12 protein-coding genes, 1 pseudogene and 1 riboswitch are annotated in these 13745 nt (G+C 59.3%); of the genes and pseudogenes, 7 read left to right on the plus strand and 6 right to left on the minus strand.

The genetic code is table 11. The features are described from left to right. A pseudogene (locus AEQ67_RS33535) lies at window positions 1-134 on the minus strand (transketolase); the annotation flags it as partial. 271 nt (window positions 135-405) lie between these two features. On the opposite strand from AEQ67_RS33535, the gene AEQ67_RS03695 reads away from it, so the two are divergent. From AEQ67_RS03695 to AEQ67_RS03710, 4 genes are all read left to right on the plus strand, one after another. Next, the gene (locus tag AEQ67_RS03695) at window positions 406-1401 is read left to right on the plus strand and encodes an ArsR/SmtB family transcription factor (protein ID WP_059402539.1); all 996 of its coding nucleotides are present in this window, start codon (window positions 406-408) and stop codon (window positions 1399-1401) included. A gap of 18 nt (window positions 1402-1419) precedes the next feature. After that, entirely contained in the window at window positions 1420-2610 is a 1191-nt protein-coding gene (gene metK, locus AEQ67_RS03700; protein ID WP_059402540.1) for a methionine adenosyltransferase, read from the plus strand. Between the two features lie 253 nt (window positions 2611-2863). Beyond that, window positions 2864-4546, plus strand: a complete 1683-nt coding sequence (gene ligB, locus AEQ67_RS03705) for an NAD-dependent DNA ligase LigB (RefSeq protein ID WP_059402541.1) — start codon at window positions 2864-2866, stop codon at window positions 4544-4546. A gap of 91 nt (window positions 4547-4637) precedes the next feature. Beyond that, a complete protein-coding gene (locus tag AEQ67_RS03710) occupies window positions 4638-5030 on the plus strand; it encodes a DUF1090 domain-containing protein (protein ID WP_059402542.1) in 393 nt (130 codons plus the stop codon). A gap of 83 nt (window positions 5031-5113) precedes the next feature. Here the strand turns inward: AEQ67_RS03710 and AEQ67_RS03715 are convergent, their stop codons facing one another. After that, window positions 5114-5563: a c-type cytochrome gene (locus AEQ67_RS03715; RefSeq protein WP_059402543.1), complete on the minus strand. Its 450-nt coding sequence runs from the start codon at window positions 5561-5563 to the stop codon at window positions 5114-5116. Between the two features lie 127 nt (window positions 5564-5690). On the opposite strand from AEQ67_RS03715, the gene mltA reads away from it, so the two are divergent. Further along, complete coding sequence (mltA, locus tag AEQ67_RS03720) at window positions 5691-6863, plus strand: murein transglycosylase A (RefSeq protein ID WP_059402544.1); 1173 nt, start codon at window positions 5691-5693, stop codon at window positions 6861-6863. Between the two features lie 107 nt (window positions 6864-6970). On the opposite strand, the gene AEQ67_RS03725 is transcribed toward mltA, so the two are convergent. Together AEQ67_RS03725 and AEQ67_RS03730 are read right to left on the minus strand one after the other, a co-directional pair. Then, window positions 6971-7354: an MAPEG family protein gene (locus AEQ67_RS03725; RefSeq protein ID WP_059402545.1), complete on the minus strand. Its 384-nt coding sequence runs from the start codon at window positions 7352-7354 to the stop codon at window positions 6971-6973. Window positions 7355-7385: 31 nt separating this feature from the next. Continuing rightward, a complete protein-coding gene (locus AEQ67_RS03730; RefSeq protein ID WP_059402546.1) occupies window positions 7386-8219 on the minus strand; it encodes an EamA family transporter in 834 nt (277 codons plus the stop codon). Window positions 8220-8506: 287 nt separating this feature from the next. Between AEQ67_RS03730 and AEQ67_RS03735 the strand changes: the two genes are divergently transcribed. Continuing rightward, window positions 8507-9676, plus strand: a complete 1170-nt coding sequence (locus AEQ67_RS03735; RefSeq protein ID WP_059402547.1) for an MFS transporter — start codon at window positions 8507-8509, stop codon at window positions 9674-9676. Between the two features lie 250 nt (window positions 9677-9926). Beyond that, the gene (locus AEQ67_RS03740) at window positions 9927-11942 is read left to right on the plus strand and encodes a patatin-like phospholipase family protein (protein WP_082377774.1); all 2016 of its coding nucleotides are present in this window, start codon (window positions 9927-9929) and stop codon (window positions 11940-11942) included. A 47-nt stretch (window positions 11943-11989) separates the two neighbouring features. On the opposite strand, the gene AEQ67_RS03745 is transcribed toward AEQ67_RS03740, so the two are convergent. Next, a complete protein-coding gene (locus AEQ67_RS03745; RefSeq protein WP_059402549.1) occupies window positions 11990-12868 on the minus strand; it encodes a formate/nitrite transporter family protein in 879 nt (292 codons plus the stop codon). Between the two features lie 181 nt (window positions 12869-13049). After that, the gene (locus tag AEQ67_RS03750) at window positions 13050-13442 is read right to left on the minus strand and encodes an acyl-CoA thioesterase (protein WP_059402550.1); all 393 of its coding nucleotides are present in this window, start codon (window positions 13440-13442) and stop codon (window positions 13050-13052) included. A gap of 198 nt (window positions 13443-13640) precedes the next feature. Beyond that, window positions 13641-13743: riboswitch (S-adenosyl-L-homocysteine riboswitch) on the plus strand. Window positions 13744-13745: the final 2 nt, after the last annotated feature.

Genomic DNA, 13745 nt, shown 5'->3' on the forward strand with positions numbered 1-13745 from the left:
AGGTAGTCACCCCAAAGTACTTCGGCGATATCCGCCATACCCATAGGGGCACCGGGATGGCCGCTGTTGGCTTTTTGCACGGCATCCATGCTGAGGGCACGAATGGCGTTGGCACGCTCACGACGGCTGGGCATCGCTGTTCTCCTGCGGATTGAATCGAGAGTGAATAAAACGAAACGGAAAAAAGGCGAGCATTTTCCCTCACCCACCCGCCTCGGGGCAATGACAGATAATCATCTGAAGGCGTTTTTCCAATGGTTAACAGCGTATTCGACGGGTGAAACCTTTCCGCTGTTCATTTGTTGACTAAACCTAACGCCGAGAAGTGCCATCTATCGAGCAATATCAAAACTTTTTGATATTGCCCTTGCGATGCTTTCTGACCGTCACTAGACTGCTGGCCTTATGAATTTACGCGCGCCCTCGATTCGACATGACGATTGCGATGAGCTGTCGGCCCTGTGCAAAGCCGCTGGCGATCCACTGCGCCTGAATGTATTGCGCGCGCTGGCCAACGATTCGTTTGGCGTGCTGGAACTGGCGCAGATCTTCGGCATCGGTCAGTCCGGCATGAGTCATCACCTCAAGGTACTGGCCCAGGCCGACCTGGTGGCGACGCGCCGTGAAGGCAACGCGATTTTCTACCGTCGCGCCCTGCCCCACACCGACCTGCCGGGCGGCAAGCTGCATGCAGCCCTGCTCGAAGAAGTGGACAACCTGACCCTGCCTGCCGATGTGCAGTCGCGGATTGGTCAGGTCCATGGGCAACGAGCGGCGGCCAGCCAGGACTTTTTCTCACGGGTGGCGGAGAAGTTTCGCGCCCAGCAAGACTTGATCGCCGGCCTGCCGCAATACCGCGAAAGCGTGGTGGCCCTGCTCGATAAGTTGAGTTTCAGCGAAGGCGCCACCGCCATTGAAGTCGGCCCCGGAGACGGTGCATTCCTGCCGGAACTGGCGCGCCGCTTCACTCAGGTGACAGCGCTGGACAACAGCCCGGCCATGCTCGATCTGGCGCGCCAGGTCTGCGAGCGTGAAACGCTGAGCAACGTCAACCTGCAACTGGCCGACGCACTGAACGGCGTCAGCCTCAAGGCCGATTGCGTTGTACTGAACATGGTCCTGCACCATTTTGCCGCGCCGGCCGAAGCGCTCAAACACATGGCCGGCTTGCTGCAATCAGGTGGCAGCCTGCTAGTGACCGATTTATGTAGCCACAACCAGAGTTGGGCCAGGGAGGCCTGCGGTGATCTATGGTTGGGGTTTGAACAGGACGATTTGGCCCGTTGGGCCACCGCTGCGGGACTCGTTCCCGGGGAAAGCCTCTATGTAGGCTTACGTAATGGTTTCCAGATTCAGGTCCGCCACTTTCAGCGACCGCCTGGCGACACTCACCATCGGTAATTTCAGGAAAACATCGAGATGAGCGAATACTCCCTCTTCACCTCCGAGTCCGTGTCTGAAGGGCATCCGGATAAAATCGCCGACCAGATTTCCGACGCGGTGCTGGACGCAATCATTGCTGAAGACAAGTTCGCCCGCGTGGCGTGCGAGACTCTGGTGAAAACGGGTGTGGCGATCATCGCCGGCGAAGTCACTACCTCGGCCTGGGTTGACCTGGAGCAGATCGTTCGTGACGTGATCACCAACATCGGCTACACCAGTTCCGACGTCGGTTTCGACGGTGCAACCTGCGGCGTGATGAACATCATCGGCAAGCAGTCCCCCGACATCAACCAGGGCGTCGACCGTGCCAAGCCTGAAGACCAGGGTGCCGGTGACCAGGGCCTGATGTTCGGCTACGCCAGCAACGAAACCGACGTGCTGATGCCTGCACCGATCACCTTCTCTCACCAATTGGTGCAGCGCCAGGCTGAAGCCCGCAAATCCGGCCTGCTGCCGTGGCTGCGTCCGGATGCCAAGTCCCAGGTCACCTGCCGTTACGAAAACGGCAAGGTGGTCGGCATCGACGCTGTTGTCCTGTCGACCCAGCACAACCCTGAAGTGTCGTACAAAGACCTGCGCGAAGGCGTGATGGAGCTGATCGTCAAGCACGTGCTGCCTGCCGAACTGCTGCACAAAGACACTCAGTTCCACATCAACCCGACCGGCCAGTTCATCATCGGCGGCCCGGTGGGCGACTGCGGCCTGACCGGTCGCAAGATCATCGTCGACACCTACGGCGGCATGGCTCGTCACGGTGGCGGTGCGTTCTCCGGTAAAGATCCATCGAAGGTCGACCGTTCGGCCGCCTACGCCGGTCGTTACGTGGCCAAGAACATCGTCGCTGCCGGCCTGGCCGAGCGTTGCGAGATTCAGGTTTCCTACGCGATCGGTGTGGCCCAGCCTACGTCGATTTCGTTGAACACCTTCGGCACCGGCAAGATCAGCGATGAGAAAATCATCAATCTGGTCCGTGAAGTGTTCGACCTGCGTCCGTACGCAATCACCACCATGCTCGACCTGCTGCACCCGATGTACCAGGAAACCGCGGCGTACGGCCACTTCGGTCGCACTCCGCAAACCAAGACCGTGGGTGACGATACCTTCACCACCTTCACCTGGGAAAAAACCGACCGCGTCGACGCCTTGCGCTCTGCTGCTGGCCTGTAAGACTTCCCCCGGCGGAACCAAAAGCCCCGCACGGTTCGCCGTGCGGGGCTTTTTATTGCCTTCACTCAAGACCGAGTCGCGGCCATCGCGAGCAGGTTCGCTCCCACAGTTGACCGCATTCCCCTGTGGGAGCGAACCTGCTCGCGAAGGCGCCGGCCCAGTCACCACCAGAAACACCCGGCAAAACACCCTTCTGCCTCCCCCCAAAATACTGACTAGCCTTGAAGCATTCCCCTGAGCAAGGACGCTCACAATGCTTCCCTCCCTGCACCTGTCTTTCGGTTTCCTGCTGACCTTTGCCTGCCTGACCGCCAACGCCACCGAGTGCCCCGACTGGCCGCCAGGACGCGCCCAAAACGAAATCACCGCCCTGCAAAAACAAATCGACCTCTGGGACGATAACTATCATCGCCAAGGCCGCTCATTGATCGCCGATGAACTCTACGATCAGTCCCGCGCCCGCCTGACTGAATGGCAGCACTGTTTCGACTCACCACGCCCACCCGCAGAACCACTGCGCACGGCGGGCGGCACAATCCCCCATCCCATTGCCCATACCGGCCTGGAAAAACTTCGCGATGGGCCCGCCGTCGAAAACTGGCTGCGTGACCGCACGGACATCTGGGTCCAACCCAAAGTCGACGGCGTGGCAGTGACACTGATTTACCACAAAGGCTTGCTGGCCAAGGCCATCAGTCGCGGGGACGGCGTAAACGGCCAGGACTGGACGGCCTCGGCGCGGCAGATCGCCGCCATCCCTCAACGACTGCCACAGCCGCTGGATTTGCTGGTCCAGGGCGAACTCTATTGGCGCCTGACCGCGCACATTCAAGCCAAGGCCGGCAGCCTCAACGCCCGCGCCACCGTAGCGGGCTTGATGGCGCGCAAGGAATTGAACGCCGAGCAAGCCGAAAGGATCGGTCTGTTTGTCTGGGACTGGCCCCAAGGATCGGGCAGCTTGTCCGCCCGCGTGTCGGCACTGGATGAACTGGGTTTCCCGAGCACCGCGCCCTACAGTCAGCCGATCAAGGCATTTGCCGACGCTGAACGCTGGCGCGAGCACTGGTATCGCACGCCCCTGCCCTTTACCAGCGATGGCGTAGTCCTGCGCCAGGATCAACGCCCGCCCGCCGAGCGCTGGCAGGCAAAACCGCCTTATTGGAGCGTCGCCTGGAAATACCCATTCGCCCAGGCGCTGGCCGAGGTGCGCAAAGTTCACTTCAAGATTGGACGAACCGGCCGAATTACACCCGTGCTGGATCTGACACCAGTGAAACTGGATGACCGGCAGATCAAGCGAGTCAGCCTCAGCTCTCTGCGGCGCTGGCAAGAACTGGACATCCGCCCCGGCGATCAGGTGTCCATCAGCCTGGCCGGCTTGACCATTCCCAGACTGGATGGCGTCATACTGCGCAGCACCGAACGCCCTGACATACAGGTGCCGCTGGCAGCGGACTTTCATCAGCTCAGTTGCTGGCAGCCAACACCGGAATGCAGGAGTCAATTTCTTGCACGCCTGACCTGGCTCAGTGGCAAACAGGGACTGGCGTTGCCCCACGTCGGCCCTGGCACTTGGGAGAAACTTCTCGAAACAGGCCGCCTGAACGGCCTGCTGGATTGGTTGACCCTCGATGCCCAAGAGCTTGCTAACATTGACGGCTTCGGCGAGCGCAGCAGTGCTCGTCTTTTGAACAGTTTCAACAGCGCCCGACAACAGCCTTTCGCTCGTTGGCTCAAAGCCCTGGGCTTGCCGCCGACCGGGCAGGCACGCCTCGCCGATTCATGGCAGGAACTGGCGCAGCGAAACACCGAACAATGGCAGGCTGAAGCCGGCATCGGCCCGGGACGCGCAGCGCAATTGAGCGCATTCTTCCGCGACCCGCAGGTACTGGCCTTGAGCGAAACATTACGTGTTGCGGGTGTCGACGGTTTTTAGCGGCCGATGATACGCCTCAACCCGGGAACCCTATGGTGGGGCTGGGCTCAAACGACCCATCGCCACGATCGCTTTTTCACATGGAGCTTTTATGAAATTTCTACCGCTCGCCTTGTTGACCCTTTGCAGCGTGATGGCCGCGCCACTGATGGCCACCGAAGAAGCTCCGGGCCTGACCGGCTGCGCCGCCAAGAAACAGGGCATCATCAACCAGATCGAGCTGGCCAAATCCCACGGCAACGCCGATCAGCAGGCAGGCCTGGAAACCGCACTGAACGAAGTCACCGCCCACTGCACCGACGCCTCCCTGAAGAAAGAACGGGAAAACAAGGTGCTCGACGCCAAACACGAAGTCAGCAAGCGTCAGGCGGATCTCGACAAGGCGATGAAAAAAGGCGACCCGGAGAAGATCAACAAGCGCAAAGACAAACTCGCCGAATCCCGCAAGGAATTGCAGGACGCGCTGGATGAGCTAGACAAATAACCTGTAGGAGCTGGCTTGCCAGCGAAGCTTTTGGCGATCTTGAAGGCCCCTTCGCTGGCAAGCCAGCTCCTACGCGCACAATCTCAATGATCGCGAAACTCTTTATGGCATGCACTGCACGCATCTTCGACCTTCTGCACTGCCGGGCCGAGGTTGCTGGCCTTGTAGGGTTGAACCTTGCTGGCAACCACCAATTCACCGGTGGCGGTTTCAAGGGTGCGAGCCATTTCCTGGAAGCGTTCCTGCTTCTGCCAGACATCGCTTTTGGCACTGGTGTGATCTTCTTCACGCACCTGCGGGAAATGTTTCCACGGCTCATGGGACAGTGCATCGAGCTTCACTGCGCCGTCAGCGAATTTCGGACCGTCGAACGGAATGCGGCCACGCAACATGCCGCCCAGGTCTTCACCGGTCTTGAGCATTTGCTTGAAAATCGCCTTGCGCTGACCCAACGGCGAGTTGGGGTCGACACCACCGCAGGCGGACAAGGTCAGACAGGCCAGCAATACAACAGAAAGTCTTTTAAGAGTCATGGTGGCTTCAGGTCACGGGAACGGCGGCCAGTATCCTCGTGTCATCGGCAAAGACCAATAGCCCTATTATCAATACGGGTTGTTTGAGCGCATGGAGCACTCAGGCAACCGGCAAAGGAATTACTCCATGAACAGCCGTTTCAAGGCATGGCGCCACAGCCTGGCCTGGACCCTTCCGATGGTGGCCGTGCTCGCTGGCTGCACCGGGGGCGACAACAACAAGCCAAAAACCCATGCGCTGGCCACTTACTCCAGCGCCACGTGGGAAGCGCTGCCGAGCGTGTCCGACAACGACCTCGTCGCCGGCTTCGGTTCGTGGCGCAGCGCCTGCACCCGACTCAAGGCCGATCCGGTATGGGGTTCGACCTGCGCGGCTTCCGCCAACGTGCCGCAAACCGCCAACGAGATTCGCGGGTTCCTCAAGCAGAATCTCGATGTTTACGGCCTGCGTGCAGCCAATGACAATCCCAACGGCCTGATCACCGGTTACTACGAACCGGTCTACCCCGGCAGCCTGACCCAGACCGAAGCGGCGAACATTCCGGTGTACGGCGTCCCCGAGGACATGATCATCGTCGCCCTGGACAGCCTCTATCCGGAACTCAAGGGCAAACGCCTGCGCGGACGACTCGAAGGTCGCGTGCTCAAGCCGTACGACGATGCGGCAACGATTGAGACCAAGGGGGTCAAGGCACCGGTCGTGGCCTGGCTGACCGATCCGATGAACCTGCAATTTCTGCAAATCCAGGGTTCGGGTCGCATCCAGCTCGACAATGGTCGCCAGTTGCGCATTGCGTATGCCGACCAGAATGGCCATCCGTATCGACCGATCGGCCGCTGGCTGGTGGAGCAAGGTGAGCTGAAGAAAGAAGACGTGACCATGGGCGCCATCAGCACTTGGGCCAAGGCCAATCCGACGCGCATCCCGGAACTGCTTGGCAGCAACCCCAGCTACGTGTTTTTCACCCGTAACCCGGACAGCAACGAAGGGCCTCGTGGCTCGCTGAATGTGCCGCTGACGGCCGGTTACAGCGCGGCGGTGGATCGCAAGGTGATTCCGCTGGGCAGTCTGTTGTGGCTATCGACCACCAAACCGGACGGCACCGCGCTGGTACGTCCGGTGGCTGCTCAAGACACTGGCGGCGCCATTGCCGGCGAAGTGCGTGCGGACCTGTTCTGGGGCACTGGCGAGGCGGCCGGGCAACTGGCCGGGGATATGAAACAGCAGGGGCAAATCTGGATGCTGTGGCCAAAAGGCGCGGCGTTGCCGCAAGTGCCACAGGTGGCTGACAAACTTTAAAGTCAAAAGATCGCAGGCTGCGCCAGCTCCTACAGAGATCGAAGTGACGACACGGTCACTGTAGGAGCTGACGAGTGAAACGAGGCTGCGATCTTTTGATCTTGCCCCTAAACAGACACAAAAAAGAAACTGACGATCAACCCCAATCCCACCAACCACACCAGCGACCGCAACATCGCCCAGTCCGCCAGGTAGCAAATGATGTACAGCAGCCGACTGGTGATGAACAACACCGACAGCACATTGATCGTCACCAGTTCGGCATTGCCGGCCAGGTGCGCGACAATCACCGCCGCCGCGAACGCGGGAGTCACTTCAAAGCTGTTCAGGTGCGCCGCATACGCGCGGCGACCCACACCATTCAGTGATTCGAGAAAGTCTCGGGGGTCATGGTTGTCTTTCGGCCTGAACCCGCCACAGGCCCTGGCGATGCCCGTGCAGATATAGGGCAGGACAATCGCAATCAAAATGCACCACAGAGCAACCGTCATAAAGCAGTCCTTTTTTCACGTTTCAGAACAGTCAGAATTTCATTACCAGCATGCCGATCAGCACCAGCCCACAGGCTAAGAGCCGTGGCCGGCCGAAAGGTTCTTTCAGATAGCGCATGCCAAACAGCACCACCAGAATCACGCTGATCTCGCGCAATGCCGCCGCTTCGGCAATCGAGCCCAGCTGCATGGCCCACAGCACCAGAGCGTAGCTGAACAACACGCAAAACCCGACCGCCAACCCCAGTCGCCATTGCTCACGCCAGAACAGCATGAATGCCGGGCGCTTGCGCACCAGCGCCAACAACGGAAACGGCCAGGCACTGAGTAGCGTGACCCAAACCAGGTAATCCAGCGGATGAGACCAGCGCCGCAAGGCCTGGCCATCGATGAAGGTGTAGCAACCGATGCACAAGCCGATCAGCGCCACCACCGGCAACATCGACCACGGCAAACGCGCACCGCCCCCGCCCTGCCACAGCAGGCAAAGCATGCCGAACGGGATCAGCAGGATGCCGAAGATCTGCTGGTGGGTCAGTACCTCCCCGGCGAAAATCAGCGTGAGCGCCAGTACCACCAACGGCGACAAGCCGCGCATCAGCGGATAGACCAGACCGAGGTCGCCGACCCGGTACGCCTGGATCAACAGATAGCGGTAGAGCAACTCGAACGCTGCCGACGCGAGAATCCACGGCCAGATATCCAGTGGCGGCAGTGCCACAAAGGGCAGCATCACGGCGACAAACAACATCGCCACACTGTCCATGCAGGCCACCACCAACAGCCGTTCGGCACTGAATTTGATCAGGGTATTCCACGCCGCGTGCAACAACGCCGCCACTAACACCAAAGCCGTCGCAAGCACGGCACACTCCTTCTTGTTGTCCGCCCCTCCCTTGTAGGAGCGAGGCTTGCCCGCGAAGGCGTCCTTGAGATCGCCTTCGCGGGCAAGCCTCGCTCCTACAAGGAATCGGGGTGGAGAATTGATTCGCCATATGTCAGCAGCTGTTTATACTGCAAGCGACCACGCCGCACTCAGTTGCGCACAGACTAATTCCAATAATTTCTGCTCCTGCCCGCTCTCTTCGAGAACGGTCATCGGCAGGCGTATGCCTGATCAAAGCGTCAAGACTACCGACAGAGACCTTGCGCATGCCACTCGCCTTGCTTGCCCTCGCCGTTGCCGCGTTCGGCATCGGCACCACCGAATTCGTCATTATGGGCTTGCTCCCTGATGTCGCCCGCGACCTTGCCGTGAGCATCCCCGACGCCGGCCTGTTGATCACCGGCTACGCCCTGGGCGTAGTGTTCGGCGCGCCGATCCTCGCGGTCGGCACCGCCAACATGCCGCGCAAAGCCACGTTGCTGGGCATGACGCTGATGTTCATCCTCGGCAACATCCTCTGCGCCCTCGCGCCGAATTACGCCACGTTGATGGCCGCGCGCGTGATCACCGCGCTCTGCCATGGCGCGTTCTTCGGCATCGGCTCAGTCGTCGCCGCCGGACTGGTCGCACCGAACAAACGGGCCCAGGCGATAGCCATGATGTTCACCGGCCTGACCCTGGCCAACGTGCTTGGCGTGCCGTTGGGCACCGCGCTCGGGCAATACGCCGGCTGGCGCTCGACGTTCTGGGCCGTGTCGGTGATCGGCGTGATTGCCGCCATCGCACAGTGGGTCTGGCTGCCGAAGGACATCGCCATGGACAAGGCCAACCTGGCCAGCGAGTTCAAAGTGCTGGGCAAGCTCAATGTGCTGCTGGCCCTGGGCATGAGCGTATTGGCGTCGACCAGTCTGTTCAGCGTGTTCACCTACATCGCGCCAATCCTGCAGGACATCACCGGCGTCAGCCCCCATGGCGTAACCGTCATGTTGCTGTTGTTCGGCGTGGGTTTGACGGCGGGCAGCGTGCTCGGTGGTCGGCTGGCTGACAGCCGTTTGCTGCATTCGCTGGTGGGCATGGCGCTGGCGGTGCTGGTCGTGCTGGCTGCGTTTACCCAGACCAGTCACTCGGTGATCCCGGCGGCGATTACGCTGGTGCTGTGGGGGATTTTTGCCTTCGCGCTGTGCCCGATCCTGCAACTATTGATCATCGATCAGGCTCATGAAGCACCGAATCTCGGTTCAACCCTGAACCAGAGCGCATTCAATCTCGGCAATGCCGCCGGGGCGTGGATTGGTGGGTTGGTCGTCGCCAGCGGTGCGGATCTCGCGGATTTGCCGTGGACCGGCGCGCTGGTCAGCGGGCTGACGGTGCTGGCTGCTCTGCTGTTCATTTACCGGCAACGTCGCGGTGTGGCTGCGGTCAATGTGTCCGGCTGACAGCCAGTCAGAAAAGCGGTCCTGAACGTCGAGGCGTTCAGGACGCCCGTTGTGTGAATTTTCTTCAGGCCGCTCGACGGGCGGCCTGACACCCCGCTGAAAGCCTCTAAACAGAGCCTTTCAGCTCATGACAAGGCCCTGCGCCAACCGTCTTTGCGCTTGTGTTCCCAATTGATACGCAACGATCTTCCGCGCCCTCGACTCTTTTAAAGTGCCGCTTCCGCAAACGCGCTCAAAGGAAGAGGCACTCATGATCAGTATCGGCAACCCCCTAACACCTTCCCCCAGTTCATCGTCCCTCACGGAAAATAATGCACAGCGCTCAACGTCAGGTCCGATAGACCATGACTGGGGTGATTTCATGAAGGGGTCAATGGAAACAGGTCAAGGTAAGCTCGAAACGCTTGCGGACTCATTGACTGATCGAGACATGACTATCCGCCGTTACAAAGAAAACGGCGTGGTCGAAATCGACCTCAAGCGCCCCAACATCGAACGCCTGGTACTCAGCGGCGGTGGCGCCAAGGGCGTCGCCTTCTCCGGGATGGTGAAAGCGCTGGAGGACAATCAGGCACTGGACAAGATCCGCAGCATCTCCGGTTCCTCGGCCGGCGCTATTTCTGCGGCGTTCCTGGCCAGCGGCATGGACCACGCAGGCTTCGACAAGATGTCGGACGAGACCAACCTCGTTTCACTGCTCGACAGTCAGAACAAGGTGCTGGGACCCCTGCAACACGCCAGCTCCGCCTTGGGCAAAGGCGCCGCGAAAATCCCGGGAAAGGCTGGCGACATCGGGAGGTTGCTGTTCGACCTGATGCCTCGCCTGCAAACCAAAGCCATGCCGCTGGAAGCCCTGATCCGCGAAAAGATGATTGAGTCAATTCTGGCGCGTTTCAACCAGGCCCGTAACGATTCACAACGAGGGTTACCAGAAAAGGTTGAAGATCAGGTCAAGGAAATACTGAACAGGAATTTTGTGACCTTTGGTGATCTGGCGACGCTGAGCAAGGACATACCTGAAATCAAGCAACTGCACATTACCGGCACGGCCATGTTCGACGATCGACCGCAGATGGTGGTGTTCAATGCCAGCCTGACGCCCGACATGGACGTGGCGGCCGCCGCTCATATTTCAGGTTCGTTGCCTGTGGTCTTTCAAAAGCCTTCGGAACAAGGATTGGCTTTTCAGGCTGATGGAGAGCGGACTGCATTCCAGGACGGCGGGATCATGCTCAACACACCGGTCATGGAGCTTTACGAGCCTCAATTTCCGATGAGCATAATTCCCGAAAGCGATCAGTTGATTCTCAAATTCCAGAGCGAGAATGGCGGCAAAAAAAATGATCGCGGAACACTCTCCTCTGCGATGGCCGACAAGCTTGTCGGCGTGGCCTACTCGGCTCGAGACGCACAAGAAGCCGATGGCATCAAAGCGTTTGAAAAGAGTACGGTCATCGTTCCTCTAAAGACCGAACGCGGCAACTTTACCGGCACGATAAAAGGCACCGTCAATTTCAGCATGCCGATAGAAGACAAAAACCACCTGCAGCAAAAACTGCAAAGTGCAGTCCACATGCACTTGGCCGGGCGCAATGAAACCGGCGAAACGTACACCTTCAACTCCATCGGCGGCGCCCTGCTCGCCCTCGATGATCGACTGTACGACGCCGCGGTGCTTGAGCTGAAGAACGATCCAGCAAGTGAACCGGCCATCACTTTCCGGCAGCAAGCTGAACAAGCAATGACCGATTTAAAACACGCCTTGATTGATGCCAAAGCCACAACCAAGGGCTCGCTGTCACTCACCACAGAGATGCGTAACGCCATCGATACTCTGGATCAGCTCGGCGACACACCGGGAAAAGCCGAGTGGCTGGCAAAAAAACTCAATCATGGAAACGTCCCGGATTACATGGAGCTGCTTCAAGCAGTCAAGCGCATGGATTCCGGAACAACAGGGCCAAGGTCTGCCGTCCTGACCGAAGCGATCAAAGAAATGGGCGCCCGCGACATCACCACCAAAAGCGAAAACTTCATTCGCGAAGTGATCTATCCCTCCGTGTATCGTCTTGACCAGCCTGATTCGAACATCAAGCTGTTAAAGAAGGCCATCGTCGACCTGCGAAAATCCACCAGCGCCAAGGATTACAACGCTGTACTCCATCGGATTGCCGATCAGTACGTCTCGCGGAGCTTCCCGAATTCGTCGCGTCCTTTCAATTCGACCACCGTCGATCAAGCCCGTGCATGGTTGATTCCTGGCTGATAAACACGACGTCCGTTCGGTCGGGCGAGCTTTGATGCCTCGCCCGGCTAGTGTTCGTCAGACGCTGACTGCGTTTCGCTCCCCTTGTCCTTTGGTGGGCCGGACTCACTGCGAATCTGCGCATGACTTATCAACGCGAAGATAAAACTGCCGCCGACGATGTTCCCCACCAGCGTCGGACCGGCGAACACCAGCCAGAAATCCTTCCACGGCAACTCGCCGGCAAACACCAGGTACGAGACCTCGGCCGAACCGACCACGATGTGAGTGAAATCCCCCAGCGCCATGAGGTAAGTGATGAGGATAATGATCCACATCTTGGCGCTCTCCATGGACGGGATCATCCAGACCATGGTGGCGATCATCCAGCCCGAGACGATGCCTTTGGCGAACATCTGGCTGGCGTCGTTTTCCATGATCTTGCGCCCGATATCGAGGAAGGCCAGGTCGGTCTTGCTGTCGAATATCGGCAGGTTCAGCATCACATACGCCACCAGCAACGTGCCGCAGAGGTTGCCCACCAGCACCACCGACCATAAGCGCAGCAATCGGCCGAAGTTGGCCAGCGTGGGCTTGCTCATGATCGGCAGCACGGCGGTCAGGGTGTTTTCGGTAAAGAGTTGCTGACGGGCGAGGATCACCGCGAGAAAACCGGCGCAGTAGCCAAAACTGGCGATGACCTTGAAGCCTTCGCCGTCCGGCAGGCGGGAGTTGAGCAACCCCATGGCCATCAGCGATAGCCCCATGGTCAGGCCGGCGGCCAATGCCGACCACCACAACGCGGCGACGCTGCGTTCGAGTTCCTGATCACCTTGGGTGCGGATGATTTCGTGCAGCACCGCGGCACGCGGAGGCTGGCTCTTGTCGACCTCGTGCTGCTCTTTAGGCGAGAGGTCCGGGGTCTTGCCGTCTTTTTGCGTGTCCATAGAGCTCCTGAACCGGTGGCGTGTCATGTAGGTACGACACGTGGGGTTCGGCGCTGTTCACTACCCGCCCAAACGAAACCGCCCTTGTAGGAGCTGGCTTGCCAGCGAAGACGTCCTTGGCATCACCGCAGAAACCGAGTCGTGCCCTTCGCTGGCAAGCCAGCTCCTACAGGGTTGGGTGTTATTCGTCCTTGAACTGGTCTTTGACGTACTTGATCTCGGTCTGGCCGTGAGGCGCGGGCAAGCCGTCTTCACCCAGGTTGACGAAGACAATCTTGTCCACCGTCAGGATGCTTTTGCGGGTGATCTTGTTACGCACTTCGCACTTGAGGGTGATCGAGGTACGACCGAATTCGGTGGCGGTGATGCCCAGTTCGATGATGTCGCCCTGGCGCGAGGCGCTGACGAAGTTGATTTCGGAAATGTACTTGGTGACCACGCGCTGGTTGCCCAACTGGACGATGGCGTAGATCGCCGCTTCTTCGTCGAGCCAGCGCAACAGGCTGCCGCCGAACAGCGTGCCGTTGGGGTTGAGGTCTTCGGGTTTTACCCATTTGCGGGTGTGGAAATTCATATTCACTCCTGAGCGTCTTGCCGAATGATGGTGGGCATCATGGCAGAGCCCGACCTAGAGCTCTATCAAGCTTCGACTATGGTCTCGATTACCGTTCAGACATTGATCAACAGAAAGGCTTTGGAAGTATCGCTCACACGGCTATAATCGCCACCGTTTCAAAACGGTCATCTTCGATTGATACCGTTTTCCCGCCACCTGTCCGAGGGGCGCTGCAGCAGGTTCGACCTGTCAGGCTCGGATGGGGCGTTGCCTGGTCGCCAGCGACCAGACACTAAACGCACAACGGCGCCCATTCGCATA

This window comes from Pseudomonas sp. RIT-PI-q, assembly GCF_001297125.1.
Taxonomy (GTDB): domain Bacteria; phylum Pseudomonadota; class Gammaproteobacteria; order Pseudomonadales; family Pseudomonadaceae; genus Aquipseudomonas.

Excerpts from the sequence above, each read along its gene's own strand:
- AEQ67_RS03695 (WP_059402539.1), top strand. The coding sequence starts at position 406 with ATGAATTTACGCGCGCCCTCGATTCGACATGACGATTGCGATGAGCTG.
- metK (WP_059402540.1), top strand. The coding sequence starts at position 1,420 with ATGAGCGAATACTCCCTCTTCACCTCCGAGTCCGTGTCTGAAGGGCAT.
- ligB (WP_059402541.1), top strand. The coding sequence starts at position 2,864 with ATGCTTCCCTCCCTGCACCTGTCTTTCGGTTTCCTGCTGACCTTTGCC.
- AEQ67_RS03710 (WP_059402542.1), top strand. The coding sequence starts at position 4,638 with ATGAAATTTCTACCGCTCGCCTTGTTGACCCTTTGCAGCGTGATGGCC.
- AEQ67_RS03715 (WP_059402543.1), bottom strand. The coding sequence starts at position 5,563 with ATGACTCTTAAAAGACTTTCTGTTGTATTGCTGGCCTGTCTGACCTTG.
- mltA (WP_059402544.1), top strand. The coding sequence starts at position 5,691 with ATGAACAGCCGTTTCAAGGCATGGCGCCACAGCCTGGCCTGGACCCTT.
- AEQ67_RS03725 (WP_059402545.1), bottom strand. The coding sequence starts at position 7,354 with ATGACGGTTGCTCTGTGGTGCATTTTGATTGCGATTGTCCTGCCCTAT.
- AEQ67_RS03735 (WP_059402547.1), top strand. The coding sequence starts at position 8,507 with ATGCCACTCGCCTTGCTTGCCCTCGCCGTTGCCGCGTTCGGCATCGGC.
- AEQ67_RS03740 (WP_082377774.1), top strand. The coding sequence starts at position 9,927 with ATGATCAGTATCGGCAACCCCCTAACACCTTCCCCCAGTTCATCGTCC.
- AEQ67_RS03745 (WP_059402549.1), bottom strand. The coding sequence starts at position 12,868 with ATGGACACGCAAAAAGACGGCAAGACCCCGGACCTCTCGCCTAAAGAG.
- AEQ67_RS03750 (WP_059402550.1), bottom strand. The coding sequence starts at position 13,442 with ATGAATTTCCACACCCGCAAATGGGTAAAACCCGAAGACCTCAACCCC.